Annotated in this window: 24 protein-coding genes and 1 other RNA gene; 21 read left to right on the top strand and 4 right to left on the bottom strand. The window is 60.8% G+C overall.

Translation table 11 applies throughout. The annotated features are described in order from the left end of the window. Positions 1–125: 125 nt before the first annotated feature. The 10 genes from pheS to LAN64_05545 all read left to right on the top strand — a co-directional run bounded on the left by pheS (position 126) and on the right by LAN64_05545 (position 9,536). Complete coding sequence (gene pheS, locus LAN64_05590; protein MBZ5567308.1) at positions 126–1,229, top strand: phenylalanine--tRNA ligase subunit alpha; 1,104 nt, start codon at positions 126–128, stop codon at positions 1,227–1,229. Beyond that, positions 1,226–1,585 carry a hypothetical protein gene (locus LAN64_05585; protein ID MBZ5567307.1) on the top strand — a complete coding sequence of 120 codons (360 nt, stop codon included), beginning with the start codon at positions 1,226–1,228 and terminating at the stop codon, positions 1,583–1,585. Before pheS ends, LAN64_05585 begins: the two co-directional genes overlap by 4 nt. Then, positions 1,582–3,711: a phenylalanine--tRNA ligase subunit beta gene (pheT, locus tag LAN64_05580; GenBank protein ID MBZ5567306.1), complete on the top strand. Its 2,130-nt coding sequence runs from the start codon at positions 1,582–1,584 to the stop codon at positions 3,709–3,711. The genes LAN64_05585 and pheT overlap by 4 nt, the downstream gene beginning before the upstream one ends. Before the next feature lie 140 nt (positions 3,712–3,851). Then, entirely contained in the window at positions 3,852–4,982 is a 1,131-nt protein-coding gene (locus LAN64_05575) for an aminotransferase class I/II-fold pyridoxal phosphate-dependent enzyme (GenBank protein ID MBZ5567305.1), read from the top strand. A 148-nt stretch (positions 4,983–5,130) separates the two neighbouring features. Beyond that, complete coding sequence (locus LAN64_05570; protein ID MBZ5567304.1) at positions 5,131–5,427, top strand: hypothetical protein; 297 nt, start codon at positions 5,131–5,133, stop codon at positions 5,425–5,427. A 99-nt stretch (positions 5,428–5,526) separates the two neighbouring features. After that, on the top strand, positions 5,527–5,841 hold the full coding sequence (locus LAN64_05565) for a cell division protein ZapA (protein MBZ5567303.1): 315 nt from the start codon (positions 5,527–5,529) through the stop codon (positions 5,839–5,841). A 264-nt stretch (positions 5,842–6,105) separates the two neighbouring features. Next, positions 6,106–6,296: non-coding RNA, 6S RNA (ssrS, locus tag LAN64_05560), on the top strand. A 113-nt stretch (positions 6,297–6,409) separates the two neighbouring features. Further along, positions 6,410–7,219, top strand: a complete 810-nt coding sequence (gene lgt / locus LAN64_05555; GenBank protein MBZ5567302.1) for a prolipoprotein diacylglyceryl transferase — start codon at positions 6,410–6,412, stop codon at positions 7,217–7,219. A gap of 95 nt (positions 7,220–7,314) precedes the next feature. Beyond that, positions 7,315–8,289 carry an RluA family pseudouridine synthase gene (locus LAN64_05550; GenBank protein MBZ5567301.1) on the top strand — a complete coding sequence of 325 codons (975 nt, stop codon included), beginning with the start codon at positions 7,315–7,317 and terminating at the stop codon, positions 8,287–8,289. A gap of 44 nt (positions 8,290–8,333) precedes the next feature. Then, positions 8,334–9,536: a VWA domain-containing protein gene (locus LAN64_05545; protein ID MBZ5567300.1), complete on the top strand. Its 1,203-nt coding sequence runs from the start codon at positions 8,334–8,336 to the stop codon at positions 9,534–9,536. A 246-nt stretch (positions 9,537–9,782) separates the two neighbouring features. Here LAN64_05545 and LAN64_05540 read toward each other — a convergent pair whose 3' ends face one another. Beyond that, positions 9,783–10,010, bottom strand: coding sequence for a hypothetical protein (locus LAN64_05540; GenBank protein MBZ5567299.1), 228 nt, complete (start codon positions 10,008–10,010; stop codon positions 9,783–9,785). Positions 10,011–10,552: 542 nt separating this feature from the next. Between LAN64_05540 and LAN64_05535 the strand changes: the two genes are divergently transcribed. From LAN64_05535 to LAN64_05520, 4 genes are all read left to right on the top strand, one after another. Then, positions 10,553–11,056 carry a spore coat U domain-containing protein gene (locus LAN64_05535; protein ID MBZ5567298.1) on the top strand — a complete coding sequence of 168 codons (504 nt, stop codon included), beginning with the start codon at positions 10,553–10,555 and terminating at the stop codon, positions 11,054–11,056. Between the two features lie 70 nt (positions 11,057–11,126). Beyond that, positions 11,127–11,831 carry a fimbria/pilus periplasmic chaperone gene (locus LAN64_05530; GenBank protein ID MBZ5567297.1) on the top strand — a complete coding sequence of 235 codons (705 nt, stop codon included), beginning with the start codon at positions 11,127–11,129 and terminating at the stop codon, positions 11,829–11,831. A 178-nt stretch (positions 11,832–12,009) separates the two neighbouring features. Then, positions 12,010–14,403: a fimbria/pilus outer membrane usher protein gene (locus LAN64_05525; protein MBZ5567296.1), complete on the top strand. Its 2,394-nt coding sequence runs from the start codon at positions 12,010–12,012 to the stop codon at positions 14,401–14,403. Further along, the gene (locus tag LAN64_05520; protein MBZ5567295.1) at positions 14,400–15,299 is read left to right on the top strand and encodes a spore coat protein U domain-containing protein; all 900 of its coding nucleotides are present in this window, start codon (positions 14,400–14,402) and stop codon (positions 15,297–15,299) included. Before LAN64_05525 ends, LAN64_05520 begins: the two co-directional genes overlap by 4 nt. 8 nt (positions 15,300–15,307) lie before the next feature. On the opposite strand, the gene LAN64_05515 is transcribed toward LAN64_05520, so the two are convergent. Then, positions 15,308–15,667, bottom strand: a complete 360-nt coding sequence (locus tag LAN64_05515; protein ID MBZ5567294.1) for a hypothetical protein — start codon at positions 15,665–15,667, stop codon at positions 15,308–15,310. Positions 15,668–16,209: 542 nt separating this feature from the next. Further along, on the bottom strand, positions 16,210–17,241 hold the full coding sequence (locus tag LAN64_05510; protein MBZ5567293.1) for a VWA domain-containing protein: 1,032 nt from the start codon (positions 17,239–17,241) through the stop codon (positions 16,210–16,212). Between the two features lie 113 nt (positions 17,242–17,354). Between LAN64_05510 and LAN64_05505 the strand changes: the two genes are divergently transcribed. Together LAN64_05505 and LAN64_05500 are read left to right on the top strand one after the other, a co-directional pair. Next, positions 17,355–18,605, top strand: a complete 1,251-nt coding sequence (locus LAN64_05505) for a VWA domain-containing protein (protein MBZ5567292.1) — start codon at positions 17,355–17,357, stop codon at positions 18,603–18,605. Between the two features lie 112 nt (positions 18,606–18,717). After that, positions 18,718–19,302: a gliding-motility protein MglA gene (locus LAN64_05500; GenBank protein ID MBZ5567291.1), complete on the top strand. Its 585-nt coding sequence runs from the start codon at positions 18,718–18,720 to the stop codon at positions 19,300–19,302. A gap of 115 nt (positions 19,303–19,417) precedes the next feature. Here LAN64_05500 and LAN64_05495 read toward each other — a convergent pair whose 3' ends face one another. After that, positions 19,418–20,878, bottom strand: a complete 1,461-nt coding sequence (locus LAN64_05495; GenBank protein ID MBZ5567290.1) for a M48 family metalloprotease — start codon at positions 20,876–20,878, stop codon at positions 19,418–19,420. A gap of 271 nt (positions 20,879–21,149) precedes the next feature. On the opposite strand from LAN64_05495, the gene LAN64_05490 reads away from it, so the two are divergent. From LAN64_05490 to LAN64_05470, 5 genes are all read left to right on the top strand, one after another. After that, positions 21,150–21,638 carry a MarR family transcriptional regulator gene (locus tag LAN64_05490; GenBank protein ID MBZ5567289.1) on the top strand — a complete coding sequence of 163 codons (489 nt, stop codon included), beginning with the start codon at positions 21,150–21,152 and terminating at the stop codon, positions 21,636–21,638. Between the two features lie 77 nt (positions 21,639–21,715). Beyond that, a complete protein-coding gene (locus LAN64_05485) occupies positions 21,716–22,123 on the top strand; it encodes a hypothetical protein (protein ID MBZ5567288.1) in 408 nt (135 codons plus the stop codon). Positions 22,124–22,134: 11 nt separating this feature from the next. Beyond that, complete coding sequence (locus LAN64_05480; GenBank protein MBZ5567287.1) at positions 22,135–23,163, top strand: YndJ family protein; 1,029 nt, start codon at positions 22,135–22,137, stop codon at positions 23,161–23,163. Beyond that, positions 23,160–23,585 (top strand): DCC1-like thiol-disulfide oxidoreductase family protein, encoded by a 426-nt coding sequence (locus LAN64_05475; protein ID MBZ5567286.1) that lies wholly within the window; start codon positions 23,160–23,162, stop codon positions 23,583–23,585. The genes LAN64_05480 and LAN64_05475 overlap by 4 nt, the downstream gene beginning before the upstream one ends. 173 nt (positions 23,586–23,758) lie before the next feature. Continuing rightward, positions 23,759–26,194: a hypothetical protein gene (locus LAN64_05470; GenBank protein MBZ5567285.1), complete on the top strand. Its 2,436-nt coding sequence runs from the start codon at positions 23,759–23,761 to the stop codon at positions 26,192–26,194. Positions 26,195–26,373: the final 179 nt, after the last annotated feature.

Below are 26,373 nucleotides of genomic sequence, written 5' to 3'. Positions count from 1 at the left end.
TGACTCCGCACTGTGGGCGCCGTCCAAGCACAAGCCCCGTAGGGGCGGCAGATAATAGCCCGGCACGTGAGTGCCGGGTACTCGGCCATTTTGATTTTCCGAGTCCCGTAGGGACGGCACCGGCCATGTATACCGTTCCAAAACTCGAGGATTTCACGGATGCCACGCTAGTAAGCGCGGTCAACGAATGTTTTGACACGTGTCACCGTGAAGCCCAAGCCGTATCTAACGAGCCTGAGTACAAGGCCTTCCGTGACCGTTGGCTCGGCCGAAAAAACGGGATTCTCACTCAGATTAACGAGCTCTGGCTACGAAGCGCTGCGAAGGAATCGAAGCGAGATGTTGGCGCACACGTGAACGAGCTCCGCTTGCGTGTCGAAGTCCTCATTAAGGGCACTGAGCTCGATATAGCTGACCGGAAGTCGGTTGAATCGGAGCGCCTCGACGTCACCCTCCCCGGCATCCGTCGTCCTCTCGGCGCCGAACATCCCATCGTCCGCACCATGAACGACATCGTCGGCGTGTTCAAAGCGATGGGGTATTCCGTCGCCGAGGGTCCGGAGATCGAGACCGACTACTACAATTTCGAGTCGCTGAACTTCCCGCCCGACCATCCGGCGCGCGACATGCAGGACACCATCTTCCTCGCCGGCCAGGCGCAGAAGCCCGCGCGGGACCGCCTCCTGCTGCGCACGCACACCTCCCCGGTGCAGATTCGCACCATGGAGAAGCAGAAGCCACCGGTGCGCGTCGTGATTCCCGGCCGCGTCTATCGCAACGACGCGCCCGACGCCACCCACTCGCCCATGTTCCACCAGGTCGAAGGCCTCGCGGTGGACACCAACATGACTTTTTGCGACCTCAAGGGATCGCTCGACCACGCCATGAAGTCGCTGTTCGGCTCCTCGGTGAAGACGCGCTTCAGGCCGTCGTTCTTTCCCTTCACCGAACCGAGCGCGGAAGTGCTGATCTCGTGCATCTTCTGCGGCGGTGGGGGCTATCAGGGCTCGGCGCGCTGTCCCAACTGCAAGACCAGCGGCTGGATTGAGTTGCTGGGCTCAGGCATGGTGGACCCGGCGCTCTACGGATTCGTCGGTTACGACCCGGAAAAAGTCAGCGGCTTCGCCTTCGGAATGGGCGTGGACCGCATCGCCGCCATGCTGTATGGCGTAACCGACCTGCAGTTGTTCTTTAACGGCGACGTCAGGTTCCTGGAGCAATTCTCGTGAGTTCCGCAGATCAAGACGCCTTCCCCCTTCGCGCTGAGGAGCGCGACCGCATCCGCCGCAGCGTGGAGACGGAGCGCGCGCTCTTTGAAACACTGCGCAAGGTGATGCCCGACGCGAGCGACGACGAGGTAGGAGACGCGGCGCACGATCTGGCCGACCTGTGGGAGCTCTCCGTCAAGCATCAGCAACGCGTGGACGCGATCTTGCAGATGACCGGAAGCGAACATCGCCAGGCCCTCGCCGATCTGCTCAACGACCTCTTTTACTGCGATGTGGACATCGAGCTCCGCTTTCATCTGGACAGCATGCGCAAGGTCCTACCCAAACTGATCGAAAAGCTGGAAGCGCGGAAATGAAGATCTCGCCCGCATGGCTGCGCGAGTTCGTTGACATCCCGGCGGACGACCGCAAGCTCGCCGACGATCTGACGCTCGCCGGCATCTCCGTTGAATCGATCGAGAGTGAAGGCGCGCGCACCGTTTACGACGTGGACTTCACCCCCAACCGCGTCGACGCCATGAACCACTACGGCGTCGCCCGCGACTGCGCTGCCATCTACGACCGCGACCTGATGCCCATCACTGCTCTTGTGGCCCGGGTCTCCGACCCGGGTACCCTGGTCAAAGACCCGAGCCACGCGTTCCCCATCGAAATCCAAGACCCCCTCGGCTGCGCCCGTTACACCGCGCGCGTCATTCGCAACGTAAGAATCGCGCCCTCGCCGGAGAAAATCGCGCAGCGTCTGGAGTTGCTCGGCTCGCGCGCTATCAATAACATCGCCGACGCCAGCAACTACACCCTCCAGGAAATCGGCCATCCCACGCACTGCTTTGATCTCGACGTGCTCGAAGGTGGCAAGATCATCGTCCGCCGCGCGCGTCCCGGCGAAAAGCTGAAGACCCTCGACGGCGTGAATCGCATTCTCCATCCCGACGATCTGGTGATCGCCGACGCCGTCAAGCCCGTCGCGCTCGCCGGCGTCATGGGCGGCTTCGATTCCATGATCACGGAAAGAACGCGCCACGTGCTCATCGAGTCCGCCTGGTTCGACCCGGCCTCCATCCGCCGCACCGCGCGCCGCCACTCGATGCACACCGACGCCTCGCATCGCTTCGAGCGCGGCGCCGATCTCGGCATCACGCCCGCCGCCTGCGCCCGCGTTGCCGAACTCATCCTTGAAACCGCCGTTGGACAACTCGATCCCTCCGAGACCGACGCCTACGCGCGCAGAATCGAGCGCCCCACGCTCACTCTGCGCCGCCGAGCCGTGCGTCGCCATCTCGGCCAGGACATTCCCGACACCGAGATCGCTCGCATTCTGCGGCGTCTCGGCTTCGGCGTCACCGTCGGCAGCATCACCGCCGCCGCTCCCGCAAGCACAGGTGCGCACGCCGCGGTCGCAGAGGAAATGGCCGACTTCGCGGTTCAAGTCCCCACCTGGCGCCTCGACGTGGAGCGCGAAATCGACCTCATCGAGGAAATCGCGCGCATTTACGGCTATGATCGCTTCCCCAACACGCTGCCCACCTTCGTCGGCGGCGTCATCGAACTGCCTGAGGCGAGGAAGGAAGCAAAGCTCCGCGCCTCGCTGCTCGGACTCGGCTACCACGAAGCCGTCTCGCTGACCTTCATCTCGCACGCCGACGCGCAGCGCTTCTCCAGCGCCACGCCGGTCGAGGTTGCCAACCCGATTAGCGAAGAGGCATCCGTGATGCGTACCTCCATGGTTCCCAGCATGTTGAACATGCTCGGTTACAACCTGAATCGCGGCCATGCCGACGTCCGCTTGTTCGAGTCCGGCAAAATTTACGAGACTATGGGCGCGCGCACCGACGAGCAGCGCCGCCTCTGCATGGGCGCGACCGGCGCAGCCATTCCGCCCAGCATCCATGCGCCCGGCCGGCAGGGTTCGTTCTTCGATCTCAAGGGCAACATTGAAACACTGCTCGGCGCATTCCAGTACAACTCGCTCTACTACGACGCCAACACGCCCGACTACTACCATCCCGGCCGCTCCGCCCGCGCCGTGATGGACGGCGCCACCGTGGCGCGTTTCGGCCAGCTTCATCCGCAAGTCGCCGCCGAGCGCAAGCTGCGCCTGAGCGCGCAGTATATTCCCGAGGTCTACCTCGCGGAACTCGATTGCGAGCGCCTCTACCGCCACGATCCGCGCCAGATTCGCTATCAGGCCATCCCGCGCTTCCCTGCCGTAGACCGCGACTTCTCCTTCATCTTTGACGAGACGGTCACCTTCGAGAGCATCCGGAACGTCATCGCCGCGCTCCGCATCTCCGAGCTGGCCGCGCTCGTTCCGGTCGAGATTTTCCGCGGCGGCGCCATCCCGGTCGGAAGGTACTCGATGCTGTTGCGCGCGACTTTCCAGTCCGCCGAACGCACGCTACGCGACGACGAGGTCGCACTCTGGTCGCAGCAGATCATGAAGGGTCTCGAATCCCTCGGCGGTACGCTGCGCACATCGTAGCCGGTAGTCCGTAGCCGGTCGTCCGGCGTCTCTGCTGCAGCCATTCCTGTTGTGCGCCCGACCTGCTAAAGTTCCTGAGCATTCGCGGTGCACGAAGCCGCGGACTACGGCCTACCGACTACGGACTACGGGGTGAGCAAATGTCTTTCTCGCGCAGATCATTCCTTGGCTCGCTTGGCCTCGGCGCCACCGCCGCCGTCGGCTTCGGTGGACTTGAACGCATTGCCTTCGCCGAGCCCCCACGCACCTCTTCGCCCGGCGCTCCCATCCTGCTCAACAGCAACGAGAACGCCTACGGCGTGTTTCCATCCGTCGAGAAGGCCGCCCTGGAAGGTCTGCGCGTCGCCCACCGTTATCCCTTCAAGATTTACCGCGACGTGGTTGAGCGCATCGCCGCCTGCAACAAGGTCTCGCCCAAGCAAGTGCTGCTCGGCAACGGTTCCACCGAAGTGCTAGCCATGGCGTCGCGCGCCTTCACCGGCCCGGGACGCAAGCTTATTGCCGCTGTCCCGACCTTCGAATCCTCTCTCGAATACTCGCGCGATCGAGGTGCACAGGTCGTCGAGGTGCCGCTGACCTCGAACTACGCTCACGATCTCGACGCCATGCTGGCCCGCACCAGCAGCGATACCGGCCTGGTGTACATCTGCAATCCCAACAATCCCACCGCCTCGCTCACTCCGCGCCTCGATATCGAGGCCTTTGTGCGCAAGCTGCCATCCAATACCTACGTTCTGATTGACGAGGCCTACCACCACTTCGCCACCGACTCGCCCGACTATGTCTCCTTCATTGAAAGGCCGGTGGATGATCCACGCCTTATCGTCGCGCGCACGTTTTCCAAGGTTTACGGCATGGCCGGCCTGCGTCTGGGCTACTCCGTGGCAATTCCGGCAACCACCAAGCTGCTGCGACCGTGGCAGCTTGAGGACAACGGCAACATGATCGCCCTGCACGCCGCCCTGGCCGCGCTCGACGATGACGCGGCCATGCGCGCCGCTGTCGCCCGCAACGCCGCCGACCGCACGGAATTCACGCGCCAGGCCGCCGTGCGCAAGCTGCGCGTCATACCCTCCTACGCCAATTTCGCCATGATCGAGACCGGCCGGCCCGTGCGCGATGTTATCAAGCACTTCCGTGAAGACAACATCGCCGTCGGACGTCCCTTCCCCCGCATGGAAAACTTCCTTCGCGTCTCCTTCAGCACGCCCGATGACATGACCGCCTTCTGGCAGTGCTGGGACAAATTGCCGGCGTTGTCAAAACAGTAGTCGGGAGTCAGCGGCGGCAAATTGCTGACTCCTGACTCCTGACGACTGACTCCTGTACCGCCAAGATATTCACAGCCTCAAACCTCTTCTCTTCGCTATATACTGCGCACGAGTTAAGCAAAATTTCACCCCCGAGGCGAGCGGACGAATGTCGGTCAAAGCTGTGCGCGAGTTCCCCCCCGAAGTTTCTTCGGACGATTTCCATTCGCTGGAAGAGAAGGTTTACCGCACCATCGAACTGTTGAAGGCGGCGCGCGAGGCCAAGGCCGCCGCCGAGCGCGATGCCGTGCGCTTGCGCGAGCAACTCGAACTGCGCGAGGAGGAAATGGAGTCCTTGCGCCGCGACATGATCAGCCTGCGCAAAGAGCGCGAAGAGGTCCGCGCCCGCGTCGAGAAGATGCTGCACCAAATTGATGAATTGACGGCCGAGGAATCCGGGGCATAATGGTTTTCGAGTTCCCAGTTCTCAGTGTCGAGTTTCGTGCGTTGCGGGATCCTGTCTTTCCCTCGCAGCTTACAACTCGCAACTCTGCGGAGGAACAGGTTGAATCCCCCTAACGGTACTGTGAACAGCGTCCGCGTGGAGATCTACGATCAGGCTTACAACCTGCGCGGCACTGATCCTGACTACATTTTCAAGCTCGCCGAGTACGTGGACGGCAAGATGCGCGCCGTCGCCGAGCAAACCTCCACCGTGGAGTCGCAGCGGTTGGCCGTCCTCGCTGCCCTCAACATCGCCGACGAGTTCCACGTCCTCAAGCGCAAGTACGACACCATCGCCAAGGAAATGAACCAACGCACCAGTTCCCTGGCAAGCGCCCTGGACGAGGTCCTGCAGGACACCCGCCGCGCCGGGTAACATTAGCCACAGAGGACAAAGAGAGAGAACCGTATCCGATCTTCGATAGTCCGTTGGTGATTTTCAGAGCCATTGGCCCTTAGCCTTTCCAGATCGGCGTCTCCAAAGGCCAACGGCTAACGGCCGAAATCGGCAATCGACAAAATGCCTGTTTTGGCCTCCTCTGTGCACTCTGTGGCTGATTCACTGCAAGCCGTATGCCAACTATTTGCGTCCAGCTACTTGCCATTTCTGCGGTCTTTCCCCTAGCATCAAGTTCTGTAAGCCGGCCTGCAAAGTTGGTGCTGGTGGTAACCGGATTTTGAACCAACACCTCAATGAACGGGAGCCCGACTCGGCTTCTGATCCGGTGTGCAACGTTCCGCCATGCGGAAATGCCTAAAGGATTGCGGCGGGTTCCCACCTTGCTGAGCAAGGTTCATTGACGGCCCACCACACGGCCCCGCGGGTCGGCTTCTCTTTCGCCTTAATCCAGTCCGGCTTCGCCCACTGCTTTTCCCTTCCCATCCCGTGTCCCTGATAAACTGATTGTTGATTCCGGCACGCGGCCCGGAACATCCAATCATCAGTGTTTCCCCGACTGTTTCATCTCGGCAGTTTCAACCTTCCTACCTACGGCGTCCTCGTGGCTACCGGGGTGATCGTCGGCCTCTACATCGCCGCGCGCCTCTCCGAGCGCCAGGGCCTTGATCCCGAGAAGGCTTGGAACCTCGGTATCATGGTGGTGCTGGGCGCCATTGTCGGCGCCAAGGTGCTGCTGATCATCAATGACTTCCCGTACTACGCCGAGCACCCCGGAGAAATCTTCAGCCTGACCCTGTTGCAGGCGGGTGGAGTCTTTTACGGCGGCGTGCTGACCGCACTGGCACTGTCAGTCTGGTACATGCGCAAGAACCACATGCCCTGGTTGCGCACCGCCGACGCCTTTGCGCCCGGCCTCGCCCTAGGACACGCGATCGGACGCCTGGGATGCTTCGCCGCCGGCTGCTGCTACGGCAAGCCCACCGAACACTGGTGGGGCGTGACCTTCAAGAACCCGCTGGCCCAGGCCTGGGTGGGAACGCCGCTCAACGTGCCGCTCCAGCCCACTCAACTCTTCGAATCCGCCGTGGAGTTGATCAACTTCTTCATCCTCTACTGGCTCATCCAGCGTAAGAAATTCGAAGGCCAGGTAATCGGGTCCTACCTGTTCCTCTACGGCGTGGCGCGCTACTTTCTGGAATTCATCCGCGACGATCCTGATCGCGGTTCCGTCTTCGGCGGCGCCATGACCGGCACGCAGCTAATCTCCATCTTCCTGGTCATCGCCGGCGGCATCCTCTGGTTTCGCCGCGTGCGGCTGCAGCGGACCGCCAGCGTTGCCCGCGCTGCCAGGTAAGGCCACCGCCAAGGATTATCGCGGAGTCACACGGATCAGATGAGTTGATTGCCGATCTGCGTCCATCCGTGTTAATCCGTGGTTTATCTTTGTCGATGACTCAGCAATTCCAAGTCGCGGCCGAGCATTTAGGCAAGCGTCTCGACCAATTCCTCGTCTCGTGCCTCCCTGATCTCAGTCGCGCCCGCGTCCAGGAACTGATCGCGCAGGAAAAAGTGCTGGTGGACGGCAAGGCCGCGAAGCCCTCTCTTCGCCTCCGCGGAGCGGAAGCGATCGAAGTCCTTGCGGCAGCCAAGCGTCCTCCATTGCGTGCGACGGCGGAAGAGATTCCGCTGGACATCGTTTACGAAGACGACGACTTGGCGGTGGTGAACAAACCTGCGGGCATGATGGTCCATGCGGGGGCCGGCTCGACCGAGGATGCGCGCAATCGCGGCACCCTGGTCAACGCCCTGCTGCACCGCTTCGGCGCGCTGTCGGGTGTTGGCGGCGAGCTTCGCCCTGGAATTGTGCATCGCCTCGACCGCAATACCAGCGGCCTGATCGTCATCGCCAAGCACGACCGAGCGCATCGCAAGCTCGGCGAGCAGTTTGCGCGCCGCGAAGTCCACAAGAGCTACATCGCGCTGGTGCACGGCTGGCTGCAGCAAGACCAAGGGACCATTCAATCCGCGATCAGCCGCGACCGCCTGCGCCGCACGCGTATGACCACGCGCCGAGCCGGCGGGCGCGAAGCGATGTCGCACTACAGAGTCCGGCAGCGAATCGACTCGCCCTACGGCAAGTTCGCCTTGTTAGAAGTGAAGATCGAAACCGGCCGCACACACCAGATTCGCGTGCACCTGTCATCGCTCGGACATCCTGTGGTCGGCGACACGCTGTACGGCGCGCCCCGCGAAATCCAGCCGCGAGCCAAAACCAAACAGGTCTTCCCTGCGCTCGCTCTCCCAAGAAACTTTTTGCATGCTGCGGCCATCGAATTCAAGCAGCCTCTCACCGGTAAGCGACTCGTCCTGGAGCGGCCGTTGCCGCCCGAACTGGAGGATTTCCTGCGTGTACTAAGGCGTTAGCCGCGCGCCAGGGGGAGCGAGTTCCAGCTATAATGAAATTTCTCATGAAATGCGCCTTCCTGACCGGCATTTTAGTCCTGCTGCTGACAGCAGGCGCGGTCGCACAGCAGCAGAATCCGCCTGCGTCGGATCAGGATTTACCCTCGGCGCCGTCGGCCAGCATCGCGCCCGCGCCGCCTGCGCCGCAACCCAAGGCGGAAGTTCCGAAAGCCGCGGAGCCAGTTGCGAAGAGTGCGCCTGTTTTGGAAGATTTGCCGGGCAGCAAGAAACCTTCACCGCCGCCGGCGGTGGCTGCGCCGCCAGTAGAGGAATCCGCCAAGACCGGCGCATCGCAGCCCACGACGCAGCAGGCGAAGGAAACCAAGCCAAACAAAGAGGACCTGACACTGGATGATCGCGGCGTTCCGCTGGAGACCATCCGCAAGCGCGTGGACGAGGTCAACGTCGTCTTCACCGTCACCGACAAGCACGGACACTTCGTCAAGAACCTGAGCAAGAGCGATTTCCGGGTGCTGGATGACAACAAGCCGGCAGCGTCCATCGTCAGCTTCAGTAGCCAGACCAACCTGCCATTGCGCGTCGGGCTGCTGGTTGACGCCAGCAACTCGGTACGCGACCGCTTCCGCTTCGAGCAGGAATCGGCGATCGAGTTCCTGAATTCCATCGTTCGTCCGAAGTCGGATCGCGCCTTCGTCATTGGCTTCGACACCACACCGGAAGTCACGCAGGACTTCACCGACAGCCCCGAAATGCTGTCGCGCGGCGTGCGCATGCTGCGTCCGGGCGGCGGAACGGCGATGTACGACGCGGTTTATTACGCCAGCCGCGACAAACTGATGAAGGCGCCAACGACCGGTCCGGCGCGCCGGGCGATCATCCTGCTCAGCGACGGCGACGACAACCAGAGCCGGGTCACGCGCGAGGAAGCCATCGAGATGGCGCAGCGCGCGGAGGTTATCATTTACACCATCAGCACCAACATCAGCGGCACCAAACTGCGCGGCGACAAAGTGTTGGAGCGGCTGGCGGACGCGACCGGCGGAAGAGCCTTCTTCCCGTTCAAGATCCAGGATGTGGCCAATGCGTTCGCGGAAATCCAGGACGAGCTGCGCAGCCAGTATCTGCTGGCGTATAAACCTGCGGATTTGAAGCCTGATGGGCGCTATCGCTCGATTGATATCATGGCAGAAAACCACAAGAGCCTGAGGGTCAGGGCGCGTAAAGGCTACTTCGCTCCAACCCAGTGACAAATTTTGTCAATCGAGTACCCCCCTCTCCACCAGCTATGTGGAATCAACAACATACGTACGGTATACCGTGGAACCGGCACGGTAACCGTGGCGTGCCGGACTGTGGGGTGGAGCCCTGCGGAGAGTGGGAAATCTCGCCTCTGGATGCATCCCTTTCACGGGCCGATGGAAATCTGTTTAGCTTGAAATCCGCAATTCCCACCTTTCGAAAAACCGCGAAAGGTGGGCCACCCCACATCTTGCTCACTGCTTGAAGGGGTGCGTGCGCCACCCGCCCTGGAGGTCAAAGACATCGTCGGTCTGGACGCTTCCCGCCGAGGTGGTTTCGTGCACGCGCCGGCCATAGGCATCGTAGACAGAGGCTGCGGTCGCGCCATTGTCCACCGAAATGACCCGGTTCTCCGCGTCGTAGGTGTAGGTGTGGAACGTGTCGTTGGTCATGTTTCCGGCAGCATCGTATAGCGGATGCAAATCTGTTTCTCCTGAAATCAGCTATTCCGGGGGCGGAATCTGGGAAGTACGAACAGAAATCCCCACCCTGTCATCGCCCCTTCGCTCCGTTTCGGGTGCAGACTCCCCATCGGGCGAGACAAGGATGGGGCAACCTCAAGAGTGGTTACGCAGGAAAGGGTGGGCCAGCCCCCTCCGGGGCCGGACTGCGAAGGGTAACTTCCGAGTTTTGCTTTGTCTCAAAAAGGGACTTTTCCCGAGTTGAGACCGGCGAGGCGTCGGAGCGTCTCAAATTCTGATCCCGCGCCTCCTTTCCCAGCCGCGCCCCCCACCCGCGAACCCCACAAAAAAAGATAAGTTGATGTAAACAAACCAGGCGAAAGCACTTCCCGATTTAAGACAAAAATCCCGAAATTGGAACCGCGATTGCTTCGGCAATGTCGCAACTCCGAAATATTGGTTAGGAGTGGTTGGATCGCCTCGCTTCTGCGCCGCCGGTACAGCGCTGTCGCGGAGCACGAAAACCAGAACTTTAGGACTAACAACTAGATAGGAGAGACAGCATGAAGAAGACATTTGGGCTAGCTATTTTGTTGCTGTTCACAGCAAGCGCTGCATTCGCGGGCACCGCGACGGGCAACATGAATGTGACTGCGACGGTTACTGCAGATTGCGTCGTCAACTCGGCGGCTGACATGGCCTTCGGTAACCTGGGCATCCCGTTTACCATCAACAGCGTAGATGCAACAACGAGCGCCGCCATCAATTACACGTGCACTAACAGCGGAGTGGCGCCGAAAATCCGCCTCGACCAGGGATTGAATCCCGGCGTGGGTTCGACAGACGCAGCTCCTGTTAGGCGCATGATATCGGGCGGGAATTACATCAGCTACGCGCTCTTTACGGACGCAGCGCATTCCACGCCTTGGATCAACTCCGCAGGGGGGGGCGTCGCGGGGACGGCAGATGGCGCTGCGCATACTGTGACGGCCTATGGCGTAGCCACAGCCGCAAACGTGCCAGCAGGTGCCTACTCCGATCAAGTAGTGGTGTCAGTCGACTTCTAGTCGTTGACAATGGTGCGCGGGCGACTCGCAAGAGCCGCTCGCGATTTTTCAACAAACGAAGGGTATTCCCGTGGCAACTCGTAGCGGTGCATTTGCGCTTTTCTTATTCGGCGCTGCCGTGTTTGTGCAGGCTGGTTCGCTGGCGATTTCTCCTGTGCGAGTCGATTTGAGTGAGACGAAGCCAAATTCGATCGTGCAAGTCACCAACGCGGGGGACGATCCGATCACAGTGCAGGTACACGCGGCAAGCTGGAAGACGGAAGGCGCCGAGGACTCGTACCTCGACACCAATGATGTGGTTGCCAACCCTCCCGTGTTTACTCTCGCCGCAGGACAAAAGCAGATCATCCGCCTCGGGTTACGCAGCCGTGAACGAATCGAGATTGAACGCAGCTATCGCTTGATTCTGGAGGAAGTGCCGAAACCGCCAAAACCGGGGACCATTGGAACGGTTCTTCGAATCTCACTGCCGATATTCCAGGTTCCGCGCCGGCCGATCGCGCCGATTCTCATTTGGCAGGCGGGTTTCACCGATGACGGGGCGTTGAAGCTCAGCGTACAAAATGACGGCAGCGCGCACGATCGGATCAAGGAACTGGTGATTGAAGTGGGAACTGAGCGTATTCCATCGTCGCTCTCTGCCTATGTTCTTCCTGGCGGGCGGCGCGAATTTGTGATTCGTGACGAACGGCTGCGCGGCGCCGCACACATTGGCCTTGAGACCGTCACTGACGCGGGTAAGGGGCATGAAGAACTCACTCCCAAGCCCAATTAGAAAATCCGGTCTGGCGTTGAGGTTGTGCGTCTCCCTGGCGTTTTTTGCGACAACTTGTCAACCGGCATCGGCTGGCACTGCGCCGGAAACTGCAGCGAGTGCTGCACCCCACGCCACGCTGGAATCTGGCGCCGTGCCGGGACCCGGGCCATTGCCTGCATCTGGGCCTGTACCCAAGATGGCAGCTAAGGTAGGGGCTGAAGATAGCGCGTCGGACGCTGCCGCAGATCTGGAAACCGAAGAAGGCCCGCAATCAGCACATGTGGGACAACGCAAGAAACCCGAAGCTCGAAAGCAACCGCTTGCTCCGGGTGAAGTGGTAGTGGCGGTTGAGTTGAACGGTAATCCTGTAGACGATTTTGCCCAAGTATTTCGCGACGGAAAGGGACAGTACTTCGCCACTGCGGAGTTGTTTTCAGCGTCTCGGCTGCCGGTGCCGAAGGTTACGCCAACCCAGGTGCAGGAAATTCTGTATTACCCTTTGTCGGCAATCCCCGGGCTCACTTACCAATTCGACACAGCACAGCAGAAACTCGCGATTCTGGTGCCGCCCTCGAATCTTACGGCCACGCTTGTCGGCTTGGCTAGCGGTACGCGCGAGAAGGCCATGAACCCGGAGCCTGGATTTTTCCTGAATCACGATTTCCAGGTGTCTGGATCGAATGCCCAGTACAACGTTTCCGGCTTTGAAGAACTCGGATTTTTCAGCAAACTCGGTGTGCTTACCACCAAGTTTGTCGGACAAGACCTCACCCACTCGCCGACGGCAACCAGGTTGGATTCGCAGTTTGTTCGTGACTTTCCGGAGCGAATGGCAACGCTGACGATCGGAGATGGTTTCAGTGCATCGTCTCCGTGGGGACGGGTCGTCAACTACGCCGGAGTGCGTTGGGGCAGCAAGTTCGCGACCCAGCCGTCATTCATTCCTTTTGCGTTGCCCACGATAGCCGGTCAGGCGGCACAGCCATCGACCGTGGATCTGTATGTGAATAATGTCCGCACCAGCCATCAGAACGTGGATGCCGGACCGTTTGCGATCCATGATATTCCCACCATTACGCCACAAGGCGATGTGCGCATGGTGATAACGGATCTGACGGGGCGCCAGCAAGTGGTTTCCATGGCGTTTATCAGCACGCCGCAACTGCTGAAAAAAGGTGTCAGCGACTACAGTTACGAGGCGGGGACGCTGCGCACCGGTTTTGGCTTGAAGAGTTTCGGGTATCAGTCCTGGTTCGTGGAAGGCACTCATGCTCGAGGCTTGACGGATTCATTGACTGTGAACCTGCGCGGCGAGGTGCAAGCCCACGGGCAAACGTTTGGCGCAGGCTTCGAAAAAGGGTTACTACCGATCGGGTTGTTCGGTGTCGGAGCCGCTGTCAGCCGGAGCGACAACGGCGGCGGCGGACTCGTCTATGCGCACCTGCAGCACGCTACGCGCGCGTTCAGTTTCTCTGCCAGTGCACAGGCAACCACCAAGAACTTTCAACAGCTAGGCTTAGCCGTTGGTGAGCACGCGACCAGGTTTGTTGGCCAGGCACAGGTCAGCCGTGCCATTAGCCGGCGCGCGACCGTAGCAGTGGCCTATTTGCGGCAGGAGAAGCCCGGTTTGGCGGTTTATGATCGCGATGGGAAAAGTCTCTCGCACTTCAACAGCGTCAGTCCGGGCCTCACGATCGGCTTACCGCGCGGAACCTATTTTGTTTTGTCCGGATACTACGCGCCGGAACTGAAACAACGTGCTTCGGCGAGCATGTCGCTAATGATCCCCCTGGGAGGCCGCCGCACAGTCGTGGCCTCGACCGGTTATCAGGAAGGAAAGACCAGTCCATCGGTCGAGTACACGGAGCAGGCGCCGATGGCCACAGGATGGGGCCATCGCGTCCGCGCCAGCAGCAGTAATGATCTGCAGGCGCCAGAGGTGGACGCTGGCGCTACTTACCAGAGCAGGATCGGGACGTACCTGTTTGAGGCTGGCCAGCAGAAGGGAACGGGGACAAGCTGGCGCCTTGGCTACTCCGGCGGCACCGTGCTGCTACACCGGCGACTGGAGCTGACGCGATCACTCACGGACGGTTTCGCCGTGGTAGATGCCTCCGGCACGCCGGGAATAAGAGTGCTGGTGAACAACCAATACATCGGGACAACCGACCGCCACGGACTGGCCATCGTGCCCAACTTGCCCGCGTACAACAACAACGTGATTGCCCTGGACGACAAGGACTTGTCGCTGGACCTTGACGTCGATTTATCCCAGAAAACGGTTGTTCCCATGCCGCGCAGCGGCCTGTTCATTAACTTCGAGGCCAAGCCGAACCGGGGAGCGGTGCTGAAGCTGGTGACGGAAGACGGCTCCTACCCGCCGGTTGGAGCGGTGGCGACCATCAACGGTGGACAGACGGCTTACGAGGTGGTTTTACGGGGTGATCTGTTTGTCCCAGAGATTTCGTTTCCGGCCAGGGTTCGTGTGCATTGGGACGACACGACCTGCCAGGCGACGGTGCCGGCGCCAGAAAACGCGGGTGAATTATTGCCGCGGATCGGGCCGATTACCTGTCGAAAGCTGCGATGAGCAAGGCTGTCAAACTTTTCGTGCTGCTGGTGTGCTTGCTGCTGAGCGGAGCGGCGTATGCAGCTCCTCCAAATTGCACGATTGCGGCGACTGACATCGCATTTGACAGCTACAACACCAGTTCGTCCACCGCTCAGATAGGAACGATTAACATTACGTGCAATCGCCCCTATACTGGTCTACCCGTGACGATCACTCCGGATACCGGGCGCAATATGAGCTCGAGCGGGAACACCCTGGCGTATAACGTCTACACGAATGCCAGCCACACCATAGTCTGGGGCGACGGTTCTAACGGTACCGTCACTCCGACCGTTGATGTCACCACAGCTTGCGGGCCAGATTATTGCGCGACGCTGACCGTTTACGGTCTAATTCCAGCTGGGCAGGTAGTGCCAACGGGCAGCTATTCAGGGACTCCGCTCACGGCAACGGTTTCCTACCAAGGAAACCGCCAAGCCTTAACCACCTTCTCTGCGAGTGCGACGGTGACCGGGAGTTGCACCATTTCGGCTGTCTCAACCATGAACTTCGGCAGCTTGGGCCTGTCGTTCATGACTACCGATAAGACTGGGGTCAGCGCCAATATTGATTACACGTGCAGCGCCGGGATGGGCGTCATTCTCACGCTCGGCCAGGGGTCGAATCCGGCGGCCGGATCGTCGGACGCGGCGCCTCTGCGTCAAATGAGCCTGGGTGCGACCTCGAATTACATTAAGTACAACCTGTATACGGACAATACCTACAGCACCGTTTGGGGCAACACGGCGGCAACCGGTGTACAGACCACGGGCACCGGATCAGGGCAAACGGCCCTCGTGTACGGCACAGCGCTCCACGCGACGGTCCCGGCCGGCAACTACAGCGATATTGTCGTAGTGACGATCACCTTCTAAAGCCGAACTCAGCGCGAAGCCGTCAGGTGGATGGGCGCGATTCCGGTTACAGTCAGCATTACAGGAGCACCGTAGCGGCAGCGTCCTACTTCAACGGAGTGACCCGGCGCGACTTCAAGACCATTTACCACGGCCAGCGAGCTCGCGCTTACCGTCAAAACAAATTCCGACGAATTCGGATCGTTGGTATTGCCCATCAATTGGATTTGCCCCGGCTCAGTTACCACCGTCGCAGCCATGCTGTCGTACACGGGCTTTTGGCCGTTCAGTTGGAGCGATATATGTGGCAAGACGACGCAGGTGACCTGCAACTGTGCGCGGCGCTGCCCGGCAGCCCAGGCTGCACAACAACCAAGCACGAGGATCATGGCTATCGCGACTAGGTCCCTAGCAGGTGCCTTGCAATGGCCCAATTTCACCCTCCCCGCCGGTTGTTGACTTACTCAGATGAATATTCCCGTACCGCCGCACCCTTTACGCGCGTGAGTTCCTCACGATCGAAACACTGCTAGTATCAGCGCTATTTCGCTGATGAGAGTCCCACCAGAACCAAGTTAATGCAGGACACCTGCCAAACCGGGAAGCGCTCCCGATTTGAACCGCTACATTCCTGATCGGCAAGAATCGATGGGATGATCCGATTTCGTTCGGAGGACCTCTCTGCAGCTCCAAGGCGGTGTCGAAGCGACACTTAGCACTTGTTGCCGTCCCTTATGGCATGGAGGGAGATCTGCGCGCGACACTTGAGGAGAATTCGGCGGAAGCATGTTCGATCTCACCCGGGACGGAGCTTCCGCCATCCGATAAGTGGAAATCCATTTCACCTTTCGGACATGCACATTCCCACGAAAACGCCCAAATCCCCATGCGGACGCGCAGAGTGCTGTCTCACTTACCGACGATATCTGACCTAGGGTTGGCCGCCGGAGCGGTCGCGGGAGGAAGGGGCATAATAGCCGGCGCGGGCCTGGATTTTGTATTCGCCCTTGGCCTTCACTTCCACCTTGCGATAAGAGCCGTCGCGCTTGTTGTTGATGGGCGTGTAACCGATGCTGTACTGGCTGCGGAGCTCGTTGGCGACCTCGTCGAAGGCCTGCTTCAGCTTGTCCCGCTTGTTGCCGACCTCGATCATGCGGCCGCCGGTATCCTGGCAAAGTTTCTTCATCTCGCGATCACCGGAGTAGCCCCAGCCGCCGTAGAAGCCGCGGTCGGCAATGAGCAGCACGTACACCATGGAGTCGGACTTCTGCGCCGCCTCGATGGCGTCGCGGATTCTCATCTGGCTGCCCTGGTCTTCGCCGTCGGTGAGAATGATCATGGCCTTGCGGCCAACCTCATGCGCCAGCTTTTCGTTGGAAGCAAGATAGATGGCGTCGTACAGCAGGGTGCCTTTGGGATTGCTGCAGGGGATCGGGCCACCGCCCAGGCCGGGAACTCCACCGCAACCACTGCCGCCGTTGATGCGGGCACGATTCATGCCGGCGCGGAGATAATGGGCATCGTTGGTGAAATCCTGGAGCAAGTCCACGGTGACGTCGAAGCCGATGACGAAGGCCAAGTCCTTGTCGCGCAAGACCTCGCGCAAGAAGGCGGCGCCGACTTCCTTCTCCATGGGCAGCACGCGCTCCTGGCTGACGCTGCTGTCAATCAGAATGCCCAGGGTGAGGGGCTGGTTGGATTCGGCAGAGAAATACTTGATGGTCTGCGGCTTGCCGTCTTCGAAGATCTGAAAAGAGTCTTTGAGGAGGTTGGGGACGAGCAGGCCATGCTTGTCCTTGACGTTGAAGTAGACGTTGACGACGTTGACATCAACTTTAAATGTCTGGATGTCGTCGGCGTCGCCTTGGCGGGGAGGAGCTTGCTGGGCCCGCGCGGCAACCGAGACGCCGAGCAGCAGGACGAGCAGAGCGGCTGTGAATGTTTTCGGGAACAGATGGGACATATACTTCTTCCGAGCCGATTGAGCCCGCTTGGAGTTATTCTAAATCAGAGCTCCCTATAATGTTTAGAGCGGCGGCGGGGGAGAAGGTTGCTGTGCGCTACTGGAAAAAAGAGATGATCACAGACGGTAAAGGTCGCAATAAAACTCCGGGACGGCTGACACTGGCGCTGAGTTTGGCACTGGCGGCGAGCCTGGTCATGGCGCAGCAACAGCCCAGCAACCCGCCGGCGGGGCAGCCGAGCATTCCGGACGCGCCCTCGGCAAGCCGTCCGGCGGAGAAATTCCCCACTGCCAACGAGACCATCACGGCGCCGCCTCCGGCGGAGATCACGACCGCGCCGCCGGGAAGCGTGCCACCCGCGGGCGGCGGGCGCGACGAGTTGTTCAAGCTGGTCACGAATGTGAATTTCGTGGTCGTGCCGGTGACTGTGAAGGACGGCAGCGGCCACCTGGTGGAGGGCCTGTCACAGCAGGATTTCCGGGTACTGGAGGATGGGCAAGAGCAGAAAATGACCTTCTTCACCAGCGATCCGTTTCCGCTGACGGCGGCGGTGGTGATCGATCTGGGCATACCCGAGGTCGATTTCCGCAAGGTGCGCGACACGCTGCCGGCGCTGGTGGGAGCGTTCGGGCAGTTCGACGAGGTGGGGCTGTACACCTTCGGGACCACGGTGCAGAAGGTGCAGGAGTTCACCGCCACCAACAACAAGCTGAGCCAGGCGATGGACCGGATTCGCAAGAAGTCCACGGCCCGCAGCGGGGGAGCGCCGGTGGTGGGGGGGCCGTTCGGCTCTCCGGCGGGGACGGTCAACGGCCGGAACATCGATCCCGGAGTCAACCCGACTCCCAGCTATACGGGGGAACGGGAAGCCAAGGTGCTGAACGACGCCGTGCTCCAAGCGGCGCTGGACTTGTCGCGCGGCAACCCGACACGCCGCAAAGTGATTTTCGTAGTCAGCGACGGAACGGAGTACCGCTCCTCGGCGAGCTACGGCGCGGTGTTGAAGGTACTGCTGACCAACCAGATCTCGGTGTACGCGGTGGGCGTGGGCGGAGCCGCGATCCCGGGTTACGGACAGGCGCAGAAGATCCATCTCCCCAAGACGGGGTACGGAGATATCCTGCCGAGATACGCGGTGGCGACCGGGGGCGAGGTGTTCAACCAGTTCAGTTCGTCGGCGATCGAGCAGGCCTACAGCCGGTTGACGGAAGAAGCCCGCAACCAATACACCATCGGCTACACGACACGGGCTACGCCCTCAAGTCAGTACCGCGACATCGAGGTCAGGGTTCTTCGTCCGGGGTTGAAGGTAACGGCGAAGCAGGGATATTATCCGCTGCCACCGCCGCGGGCGACGCCTTGAGCGTTGCACCACGCTACTGCTGTGATATAAACAGTGCTCTTCCGCTGTGGACAGGGAACTTCGGCGCGTCGCAAAGCGTCAGGGCCGCGATGCGTTCGATGCGAGGGCCGTCTTGAGTTTCATCAATTTTGCAGCGCGCGAGATCAACTGCAAGATCGTCTATTACGGCGCCGGTTTGGGCGGCAAGACCACCAACCTGCAATACATCTTCGACAAGACCAGCGAAAAACAAAAGGGGAAGATGATTTCACTGGCAACGGAATCCGACCGCACCCTGTTCTTCGACTTCCTGCCGCTGGACCTGGGCACAGTGCGCGGGTTCAAGACGCGCTTCCACCTCTACACTGTGCCGGGACAGGTGTTCTACGACGCCAGCCGCAAATTGATCCTGCGGGGCGTGGACGGAGTGGTATTCGTGGCCGATTCGCAGGAAGAGCGCTTGGACGCCAACGTCGAGGCGCTGGAAAACCTCCAGGAAAACATGCAAGAGCACGGGTACGACTTCACGAAAATCCCGTACGTTCTGCAGTTGAACAAGCGCGATCTGCCCAACGCGCTACCCGTGGACCAGCTTAGAAAACAGTTGGCGAAGCGATCCGAGCCGGTGTTTGAGGCGATCGCGTTCCAGGGCGTGGGCGTGTTCGACACCCTGAAGGAAGTGGCGAAGCAAGTGCTGATCGAGCTGAAGAAGGGGTAGAGGGTTTCAGTTTCAGTTTCAGAAAAGGCTTTCGTTTTATCTAAATTTTTTCTCTATTTTTCGTCTTACCTGCAAGGATGTGTCGAACCCCCAGCTACAAACTACGACCTACCGACTATTGGTTGAGATGAAATGTCTTCAGCATGTGCTCGTAGGTGGGGCGCAGGCGGGGGAAGTCCTTTTCCGGGGCAACAAACACCAGCGAGATGGCAGCGCCGTTGCCGTAGGGCAGGGTCACCAGCCAGTCGTGCTCCGGCAGTGGCTGGCCATCAGGGCCGGGAAGAGGCGATTGCCCGAGCAGGTCAACCGATTTTCCGGCGACGCCGTTGACGCGGATGTTCTGCAGTTTCCCCGCCTGGCGCAGGCCGGGATTCTGCTGCTGCAGGGTGGCGATCAACCGCAGGGTGGCATCATTCAGGTCGTTGGCGTTCTGCGGCTGGAACGGCCCGACGACCGCGCCGTAGGCAATTCCGTTTTGCGAGACGCCAGCCTGGGGCGCGATAGTGACCCCGCCGGACTGCTGGTCCTGCATGACCTGCCAATTGCTGGGATGCTCGATCGAGAATGCACCCTGGAATTGCTGGAAGCTGGAGCTGGGCATGACATCCGATGAGTTGGCGGATTCGCTGGCGCCGGACGGTCCGGTCGGAACGCCGTCGGGATCGCTGACGTTGTGGGTCTGGCCGCTCTGCGCCATCTGCTGGATCTGCTGCGCGCTGTAAGCGCGGATGCTGCGCGCTTCCTGGCGGGCTTGAACGAACTGCGGAGTGTCGTCGTGATACTGGCGCGACGGCCAACTCCTGATTTCGCTCTGCACCGCCTGCACGCGGTTGCCGGGATCGGGGTGGTCGCTCAAAAACTGCGGCCCGCTGCCAGCACCGCCACTCCGCTGTTCCAGCTTCTGGAAGAACTGCGCCAGCCGGAGCGGGTTGTACCCGGCCTTCCACATGATGATGGCGCCGACAGCGTCAGCCTGGGCTTCGTCAGCACGCGAGTACTTCATGCTGATGACGCCGGCGCCGAGTTGGGCACCGAGGTTGGCAAGCGCTCCCGCGGCGCCGCCCAGAACGGCGCCGAGAAGGCCGCCGAGAATCTGTCCGGCAGCCTGCGTCGTTCCCTGCTTCCGCATGCCCTTGATGGAGTGCTGCATGTAGACGTGCGACATCTCGTGGGCGAGAACGCCGGCGAGTTCGGCCTCATTGTCGGCGGCGAGGACGGTGCCGAGGTTGACGAAAACGGGCCCGCCGGGCAAGGCAAAGGCGTTGATATCGCTTTGCTGTACGACGTGGAACTGATAGGGCCAGTTATATTCCTCGGGAATGACACGCTGGAGCTTGTGACCGAGCGACCGCACGTAGAGCGTGACCGGGCTGGAGTCGGGCAGGATGGGCATTTGCTTGTAGACCTCGGCGACCGCTTTCTGGCCGAGTTGGATCTGCTGATCCCGAGGCGCAGCCAGGCCGGGGTCGGGCAGACTGGGCTCGGCGCTCACCCCCGCCAACATCCATGCTGGACATGCCAGCACGAAAACCAGCAGGACAGCGAGGGGGCGCGAAAACGGGGACAAATGTCTCACAATGCCTCCCGCCCGGCCGAGAGGCAGCGCCGGGCGAAAAAAGATCCTAAAAGAACTAACAGTTTAGATGCCGGTAAGTTGCGCGAGTTTGTAGAAAGTCCGCAGCGGCTTGGCGGCGCGTCCCGCACCCTGCCTGACATCCCGGGAAAAGGACAAAAAGAAATCTTGACAACCGCATTCCATTTACAGTAATTTCTGTATCGACAGAAACTAGAGAACGATGCCAACGCTCACCAAAGTCATGAAGCAGTACATTCTCCATTGGGGTGAAATGGGCACGCGCTGGGGAATCAACCGCACGGTGGCGCAGATTCACGCCCTGCTCTACCTGTCGCCGGCTCCGCTGACTGCCGAGGAAATCGCCGAGACCCTGAGCGTGGCGCGCTCCAATGTCAGCACCAGCGTGCGCGAACTGGAAGCCTGGGGACTGGTGCGCCCGGTGCACGTGCTGGGCGACCGGCGCGAGCACTACGAATCCATGAAAGACGTATGGGAAATGTTCCGGATCATTACCGAGCAACGGAAAAAGAAGGAGATCGATCCGACGATTGACGTGCTCCGGCAATGCATCGGCGAATTGGACCGGAACAACGAAGGGGACGCCTACACGCGGGCGCGGCTGCAGGAGATGTACGAGTTCTTCGAGGGGATGACGGGAGCCTACGACGAGGTAAGGCAGATTCCGGCTGGCGCGCTGCGCGGGATGCTGAAAACGCGCGGGAAGATCCGGAAACTGCTGCGCCTGAAGCCGTCGAAGTAAATTTTTTTGGGCGTTTAATTCTGGTTTGTCAGAACTATCTGACACAACGGGCAGGAGTGAGCAGCAAGGAGCGAACGATGAACCCTCATGTGGTTTCGCTGTGGGTTGCAGGGGCAGTACAGATGGCGATCATCCTGGCCAACGTTGTATTGCCCGCGAGGCTGCGGGTACGGTCGGGGATGGCGAGCGTGCCGCGCTTCCTGCGGCAGGTATTCATCGTCCATTGGGCCTACATCATCTTTGTGGTTTTCCTGTTCAGCCTGCTGTGCTTTCTCTTCCCTGCCGAACTGGCGGGCGGCAGCGCGCTGGGGCGGTTCTTGTCCGGCGCCATGGCGCTGTTCTGGTTGGCGCGCCTGTTGCTGCAACTGTTCTATTACGACCGGCAGACGCGGCGTGAGAACCGCGGCTTAGACCTGGCTTATCTGGCCGGATTGGTCGTGCTGATCGGGATTTTTGGCGTGGGCGCGACCGGGCATTTGGCGTGAAGGAGGGTGCGATGGACAGGAGTCTGGATTCCCGCTGGACCTTGATGTGGGTGAAGCTGGGCGCGCTCTGCTGGCTGCTACAGGCAGTTCTTTACTTCGCGGGGTACGCGCCGTTCGGTCCGATCGAGTTGTGGTTCCTGCTGGCGCCGCTGGTGGTGGTCCCGCTTGGCTTCGAGCTGCTGGACGGCGATGCGCGGGGAATGCGACCGCCGCTGGGCCGCGCGCTTCGTGTGATGCAGCCGGTGGCGGCGCTGATGGCTGCCGCCTCGTTTTGGTTCCCTGCCGGACGGTTGGCGGGCGCGCTCGGCTCGGGGTGGCTGTGGGTGGGGGCAGTTGCGGCCTTGATGGCGCTGGTTGACCTCGCCAATGGTGGATGGCGGTCGCTCGAACGTGTGGTGTTCGTGATGGCACGATTCGACCTGGCGCTTGCCGCCGGCTGGTTCCTCGCGTCGCGCATGGGATTGACACCGATGGGATTCCAGGAACCGATCGTTCTGCTGACCGGTATGCACTTTCATTATTCCGGATTCGCGACGGCGTTGATCGCAGGCGTTACGCTGCACCATTGGGGAGAGCGGAAAGGAACAAGGTACGGGATGGTGCGGTGGATGGTAGCGCTGATTGTGTTCATGCCTTACTTGCTGGCGGCCGGATTCGTGTTTTCGCCACTGTTGAAGCTGACATGCGCCTCGATTTTGGCGGCGACGCTGCTGGGGTTCGCGGCGCTGCAGATTTCCGCCGCCGCGAATTTCAGAAACGGGGTCGCGCGAGCCCTACTGAGGACCGCGTCCGGCCTGCTGGTCGCCGGCATGCTGCTGGCGGTCGTGTACGCCATCGGTGACTACACACAAAAATACTGGCTGATCATTCCATTCATGGCGCGCATCCACGGGCCGCTCAATGGACCAGGGTTCGTGCTGCTCAGCCTGGTTGGGTGGGTTGCCGAGAAGGCGTACCGGGCGCAACGCTTCCAGGAGTTGGTGCACGAAATTGATCGTAAGTCGGTTCGGATTTCGGCGGTGAGGAGGCTGTCGTCATGAGGACGACAGCCGTGATTCTGTATGACGGCGTCTGCGGGCTGTGCAACCGGTTGGTGAGCTTCGTGCTGCAGCATGACCGTTGTGGCGTGTTCCGGTTTGCGTCACTGCAAAGCCCGAGGGCGAGGGACTTGCTTGATCGACACGGGATCAGAACCGTACCAATGGCCACGGTTTATGTCGTCGCCGACTTCGCACTGCCCACGGAACACGTGTTAGCGAAATCCAGCGCCGCGCTGTACATATTTTCGCGGCTCGGCGGAGTATGGGGGCTCACCGGTGCGGCGCGCGTAGTGCCCGCGAGGGTGCGAGACTCGGTGTACGAGGCGATCGCGCGACGGCGCTACCGGATTTTTGGGAGGTACGATGCTTGCCCGCTGCCCGATGCGAGATATCGAAACAGGTTCATTGACAGCGGGGATTAGGGGGTACTGGAAATACTGAAGCCGCGAAAATGGCGGCGTTGGGCAGGCGGAACGGGTATATAATCGGCTCCTCTTTCAGCGGACATCAGCAGTGGTTTTCGGCAAACGGGGTTTGCCCGTTTCCGAACTGTAAGTCCCTGAAATCATCTTCCTTCGCTTGCGAGAAAAAGTTCATGGCCTTCCTAAAGGACCTACTCCTCAAATTTCAGCCGCGAGATACGGAGACGCCCCGTCTGGACCGCGGCTGGATCATCGCCAACCACAAACTGGTTTCGTTTCACGCCGCATTCCTGACCTCGCTGCTGAGCATTTCGACCAGCGTGGCCTCGCGCTTTGACGTGGTGCGGCAGATGTTCCTGAGCGCGGAGGTGCTGATCTCGGCCGCGATTTGGTACGCGGCGTGGCATACCAACATTGCCATCCACGAGATCGGGCATTACCTGGCGGCGGTGCGGACCAACAACCTGCGGCCCGAGCTGGCTGGACCGGCGCAGGAGAAGCTGGAGCAGGGCGGGCTGGGGCGCTGGATGTGGTACCTGGAGATGTTCGCCAAGATCCCATACGGGAAGTTTAAAGGCGTGCACAAGGAGGCGGGGAGCTTTCATCCCGCCGTGAAAACGCAAAACCTGGCGGTGTCGGCGGCGGGGCCGAAGGCCAGCCTGATGCTGTGCCAGTGGACGCTGCCGCCGGGATTCGTTCTGGTCGCGCTCGGACTGTGGGGCGGCGCTCCGCTGGCGGTGTACGCGGGGCGGTTGCTGTTCACCATCGGCGTGGTGGCGATGTTCGATTTTCTGATCGCGGACGCCGGCAAGTACAAGGCATACCGCGAACGCGAGCGCGAGGCGGCAGCGCGCGCGGCGGAAGTGCAAGTGGCGGCGCCGTCGGCGGCCGAAGGGCGTTCGGGCAAGCCGTCGGAGTTGCGGCGCAAGCTGCGGCTGCACCGGCTGCAGGAACTCGAGTTGGCCGACGGAACCATCGTGTTCGCACCGTGGGAGTTCAGAAACTCGATCATGGGCGGGCGGCACACGGAAGAAATGGGCGGCAACCTGAGCTTCCAGGAGTTCATGTTCCTACCGCTCACGGCGCGCGATTACATCGAGGCACAGCGCGTCACCAATATGCTGCAGAGCCGGGCGATCCAGATCATCCAGGACTCGGAAGGGCTGAATTTTGTGGGCATCGGACTTGAAGGCGGCATCGTCGCCTCCTACGCCAAGCAGGAAGGCGACATCCTTCCCGAAGAGCGGGCGCTGCGGGTGGCGGTGCGAGCCATCGAGGAATGCGGATTCGTGCCCGACCGCGACGTGGTGCTGGCCATCGACCCGGCGGCCAGCGAACTGAGCAACGCATATCGGGAGAAGACCGGCGAGAAGGATTCCGTCGGGCAATACCTGTTTTGGCGCGCGGAAGATCCCCGTGTGATGACCACCGACGAAATGGTGGAGTTGTACATCGCGTGGGTGAAGAAGTATCCGATCGTGTCGTTGGAGGATGCCTTCGCCGAGGACGATTACGAGGGCTGGAAGAAACTGATGAAGGCGCTGGACGCGGAGATCCTGATCATCGGCGACGACCTGGTCACGACCAAGGACTCGACCATCCGCCGCTGCGCCGAAGAGGGGTTGATCAACACGGCGCTGATCAAAGCCAATCAGATCGGCACCATGAGCGAAACCCTGCTGGCCACCCGGACGGCGAAAGACTTGGGATTAGCGCTGGTGGTCTCGCACCGATCCAAGTCGCCCAATGAGGTCATGGAGGCTGACATCGCTTTCGCGGTGGGCGCCCTGGGCCTGAAATGCGGGGGCGGGGCCAACACGGAACGGCTGGTTAAGTACGGCCGGATCGTGGAACTGATGGAGCTGGCGAAAAAAGGCGTGAAAGCCACGCGCAGGCTGGACCCGGATATGAGGATCGCCGATATTTTCGCGCACGAGGAACCGACCAACGCCGGCATACCCACGGTCGGAGTAACGGTGATGCTGGACAACGGCATGAAATTCTCGGCCGCCACGCCGCTGGGGACCTCGGCGGGAACGGATGAGGCGATTCACCTGGTGGACAGCATCATCGAGGCCAACCCGCTGACGAGGAAGTACCCGAATTATTTTGTCTATAAAGAAAGCGAGAAAACCTACCGCTTCGCGCCGAGCGTCAAGGCCGAGATGGTGGCCAAGGAAAACGCCGAACTGGCGGAGTTGTGGATGCGCGCCAAACGCTACGGCGGCAAAGGCTGCCTGAACGCGGTGGCGAACGTGATCGAGGTGGTGGCGCCGCGCTTCCTGGGACAGAAGATTTCCGCGCTGGGTACGCTGACCGACATCGATCGCGAACTGCTGCTGATGGAGCTGGACTTGGCGACCAAGCGCGGAAAGATCAACGGAAGCGCCTTGGCCGAAGACAGAATCCAGATCATGCAGAGGAAGGCGAACCTGGGCATGAACGCGGTGCTGTCATTGTCGCTGGCACTGGGGAGGCTGGTGGCGGCGCGTGACGGCAAAGAGTTGCCCGAGGTGCTGCGCGAGATGGAATCGACCATTGACCGCGATTATCTGTACGGGGTCAAGCAAGCGGCGGCGGTTAGGGAGCCGAACGGAGTGCGGGTCTAGGACAGTGTCAGAATTGGTGTAGCCGAGAGAGGAAACCCAGAGATCCCTCGACTCAGGTTTCCCGCGCACGGCCAGCCCAGCACGCCAAAAGCAGGCGTGCCGGGGACCCCGGTTACGAAAACGCGCGGGAGCCCTCCCTCGCTCGGGATGACATCGGCTGCAGAAAAGATGAAACGGAT

It is taken from the genome of Terriglobia bacterium (assembly GCA_020073185.1).
Taxonomy (GTDB): domain Bacteria; phylum Acidobacteriota; class Terriglobia; order Terriglobales; family Acidobacteriaceae; genus JAIQGF01.
This window is presented reverse-complemented; position numbering and strand designations above follow the sequence as displayed.

What these genes read in the sequence shown, in the direction of transcription:
- LAN64_05485 (MBZ5567288.1), top strand. Translation starts at nt 21,716, where the DNA reads ATGAACCCTCATGTGGTTTCGCTGTGGGTTGCAGGGGCAGTACAGATG.
- LAN64_05550 (MBZ5567301.1), top strand. Translation starts at nt 7,315, where the DNA reads ATGACTCAGCAATTCCAAGTCGCGGCCGAGCATTTAGGCAAGCGTCTC.
- LAN64_05520 (MBZ5567295.1), top strand. Translation starts at nt 14,400, where the DNA reads ATGAGCAAGGCTGTCAAACTTTTCGTGCTGCTGGTGTGCTTGCTGCTG.
- LAN64_05570 (MBZ5567304.1), top strand. Translation starts at nt 5,131, where the DNA reads ATGTCGGTCAAAGCTGTGCGCGAGTTCCCCCCCGAAGTTTCTTCGGAC.
- LAN64_05575 (MBZ5567305.1), top strand. Translation starts at nt 3,852, where the DNA reads ATGTCTTTCTCGCGCAGATCATTCCTTGGCTCGCTTGGCCTCGGCGCC.
- LAN64_05545 (MBZ5567300.1), top strand. Translation starts at nt 8,334, where the DNA reads ATGAAATGCGCCTTCCTGACCGGCATTTTAGTCCTGCTGCTGACAGCA.
- LAN64_05535 (MBZ5567298.1), top strand. Translation starts at nt 10,553, where the DNA reads ATGAAGAAGACATTTGGGCTAGCTATTTTGTTGCTGTTCACAGCAAGC.
- LAN64_05480 (MBZ5567287.1), top strand. Translation starts at nt 22,135, where the DNA reads ATGGACAGGAGTCTGGATTCCCGCTGGACCTTGATGTGGGTGAAGCTG.
- LAN64_05525 (MBZ5567296.1), top strand. Translation starts at nt 12,010, where the DNA reads ATGGCAGCTAAGGTAGGGGCTGAAGATAGCGCGTCGGACGCTGCCGCA.
- LAN64_05510 (MBZ5567293.1), bottom strand. Translation starts at nt 17,241, where the DNA reads ATGTCCCATCTGTTCCCGAAAACATTCACAGCCGCTCTGCTCGTCCTG.
- LAN64_05490 (MBZ5567289.1), top strand. Translation starts at nt 21,150, where the DNA reads ATGGGCACGCGCTGGGGAATCAACCGCACGGTGGCGCAGATTCACGCC.
- LAN64_05470 (MBZ5567285.1), top strand. Translation starts at nt 23,759, where the DNA reads ATGGCCTTCCTAAAGGACCTACTCCTCAAATTTCAGCCGCGAGATACG.
- LAN64_05505 (MBZ5567292.1), top strand. Translation starts at nt 17,355, where the DNA reads ATGATCACAGACGGTAAAGGTCGCAATAAAACTCCGGGACGGCTGACA.
- LAN64_05475 (MBZ5567286.1), top strand. Translation starts at nt 23,160, where the DNA reads ATGAGGACGACAGCCGTGATTCTGTATGACGGCGTCTGCGGGCTGTGC.
- pheT (MBZ5567306.1), top strand. Translation starts at nt 1,582, where the DNA reads ATGAAGATCTCGCCCGCATGGCTGCGCGAGTTCGTTGACATCCCGGCG.
- LAN64_05515 (MBZ5567294.1), bottom strand. Translation starts at nt 15,667, where the DNA reads ATGATCCTCGTGCTTGGTTGTTGTGCAGCCTGGGCTGCCGGGCAGCGC.
- pheS (MBZ5567308.1), top strand. Translation starts at nt 126, where the DNA reads ATGTATACCGTTCCAAAACTCGAGGATTTCACGGATGCCACGCTAGTA.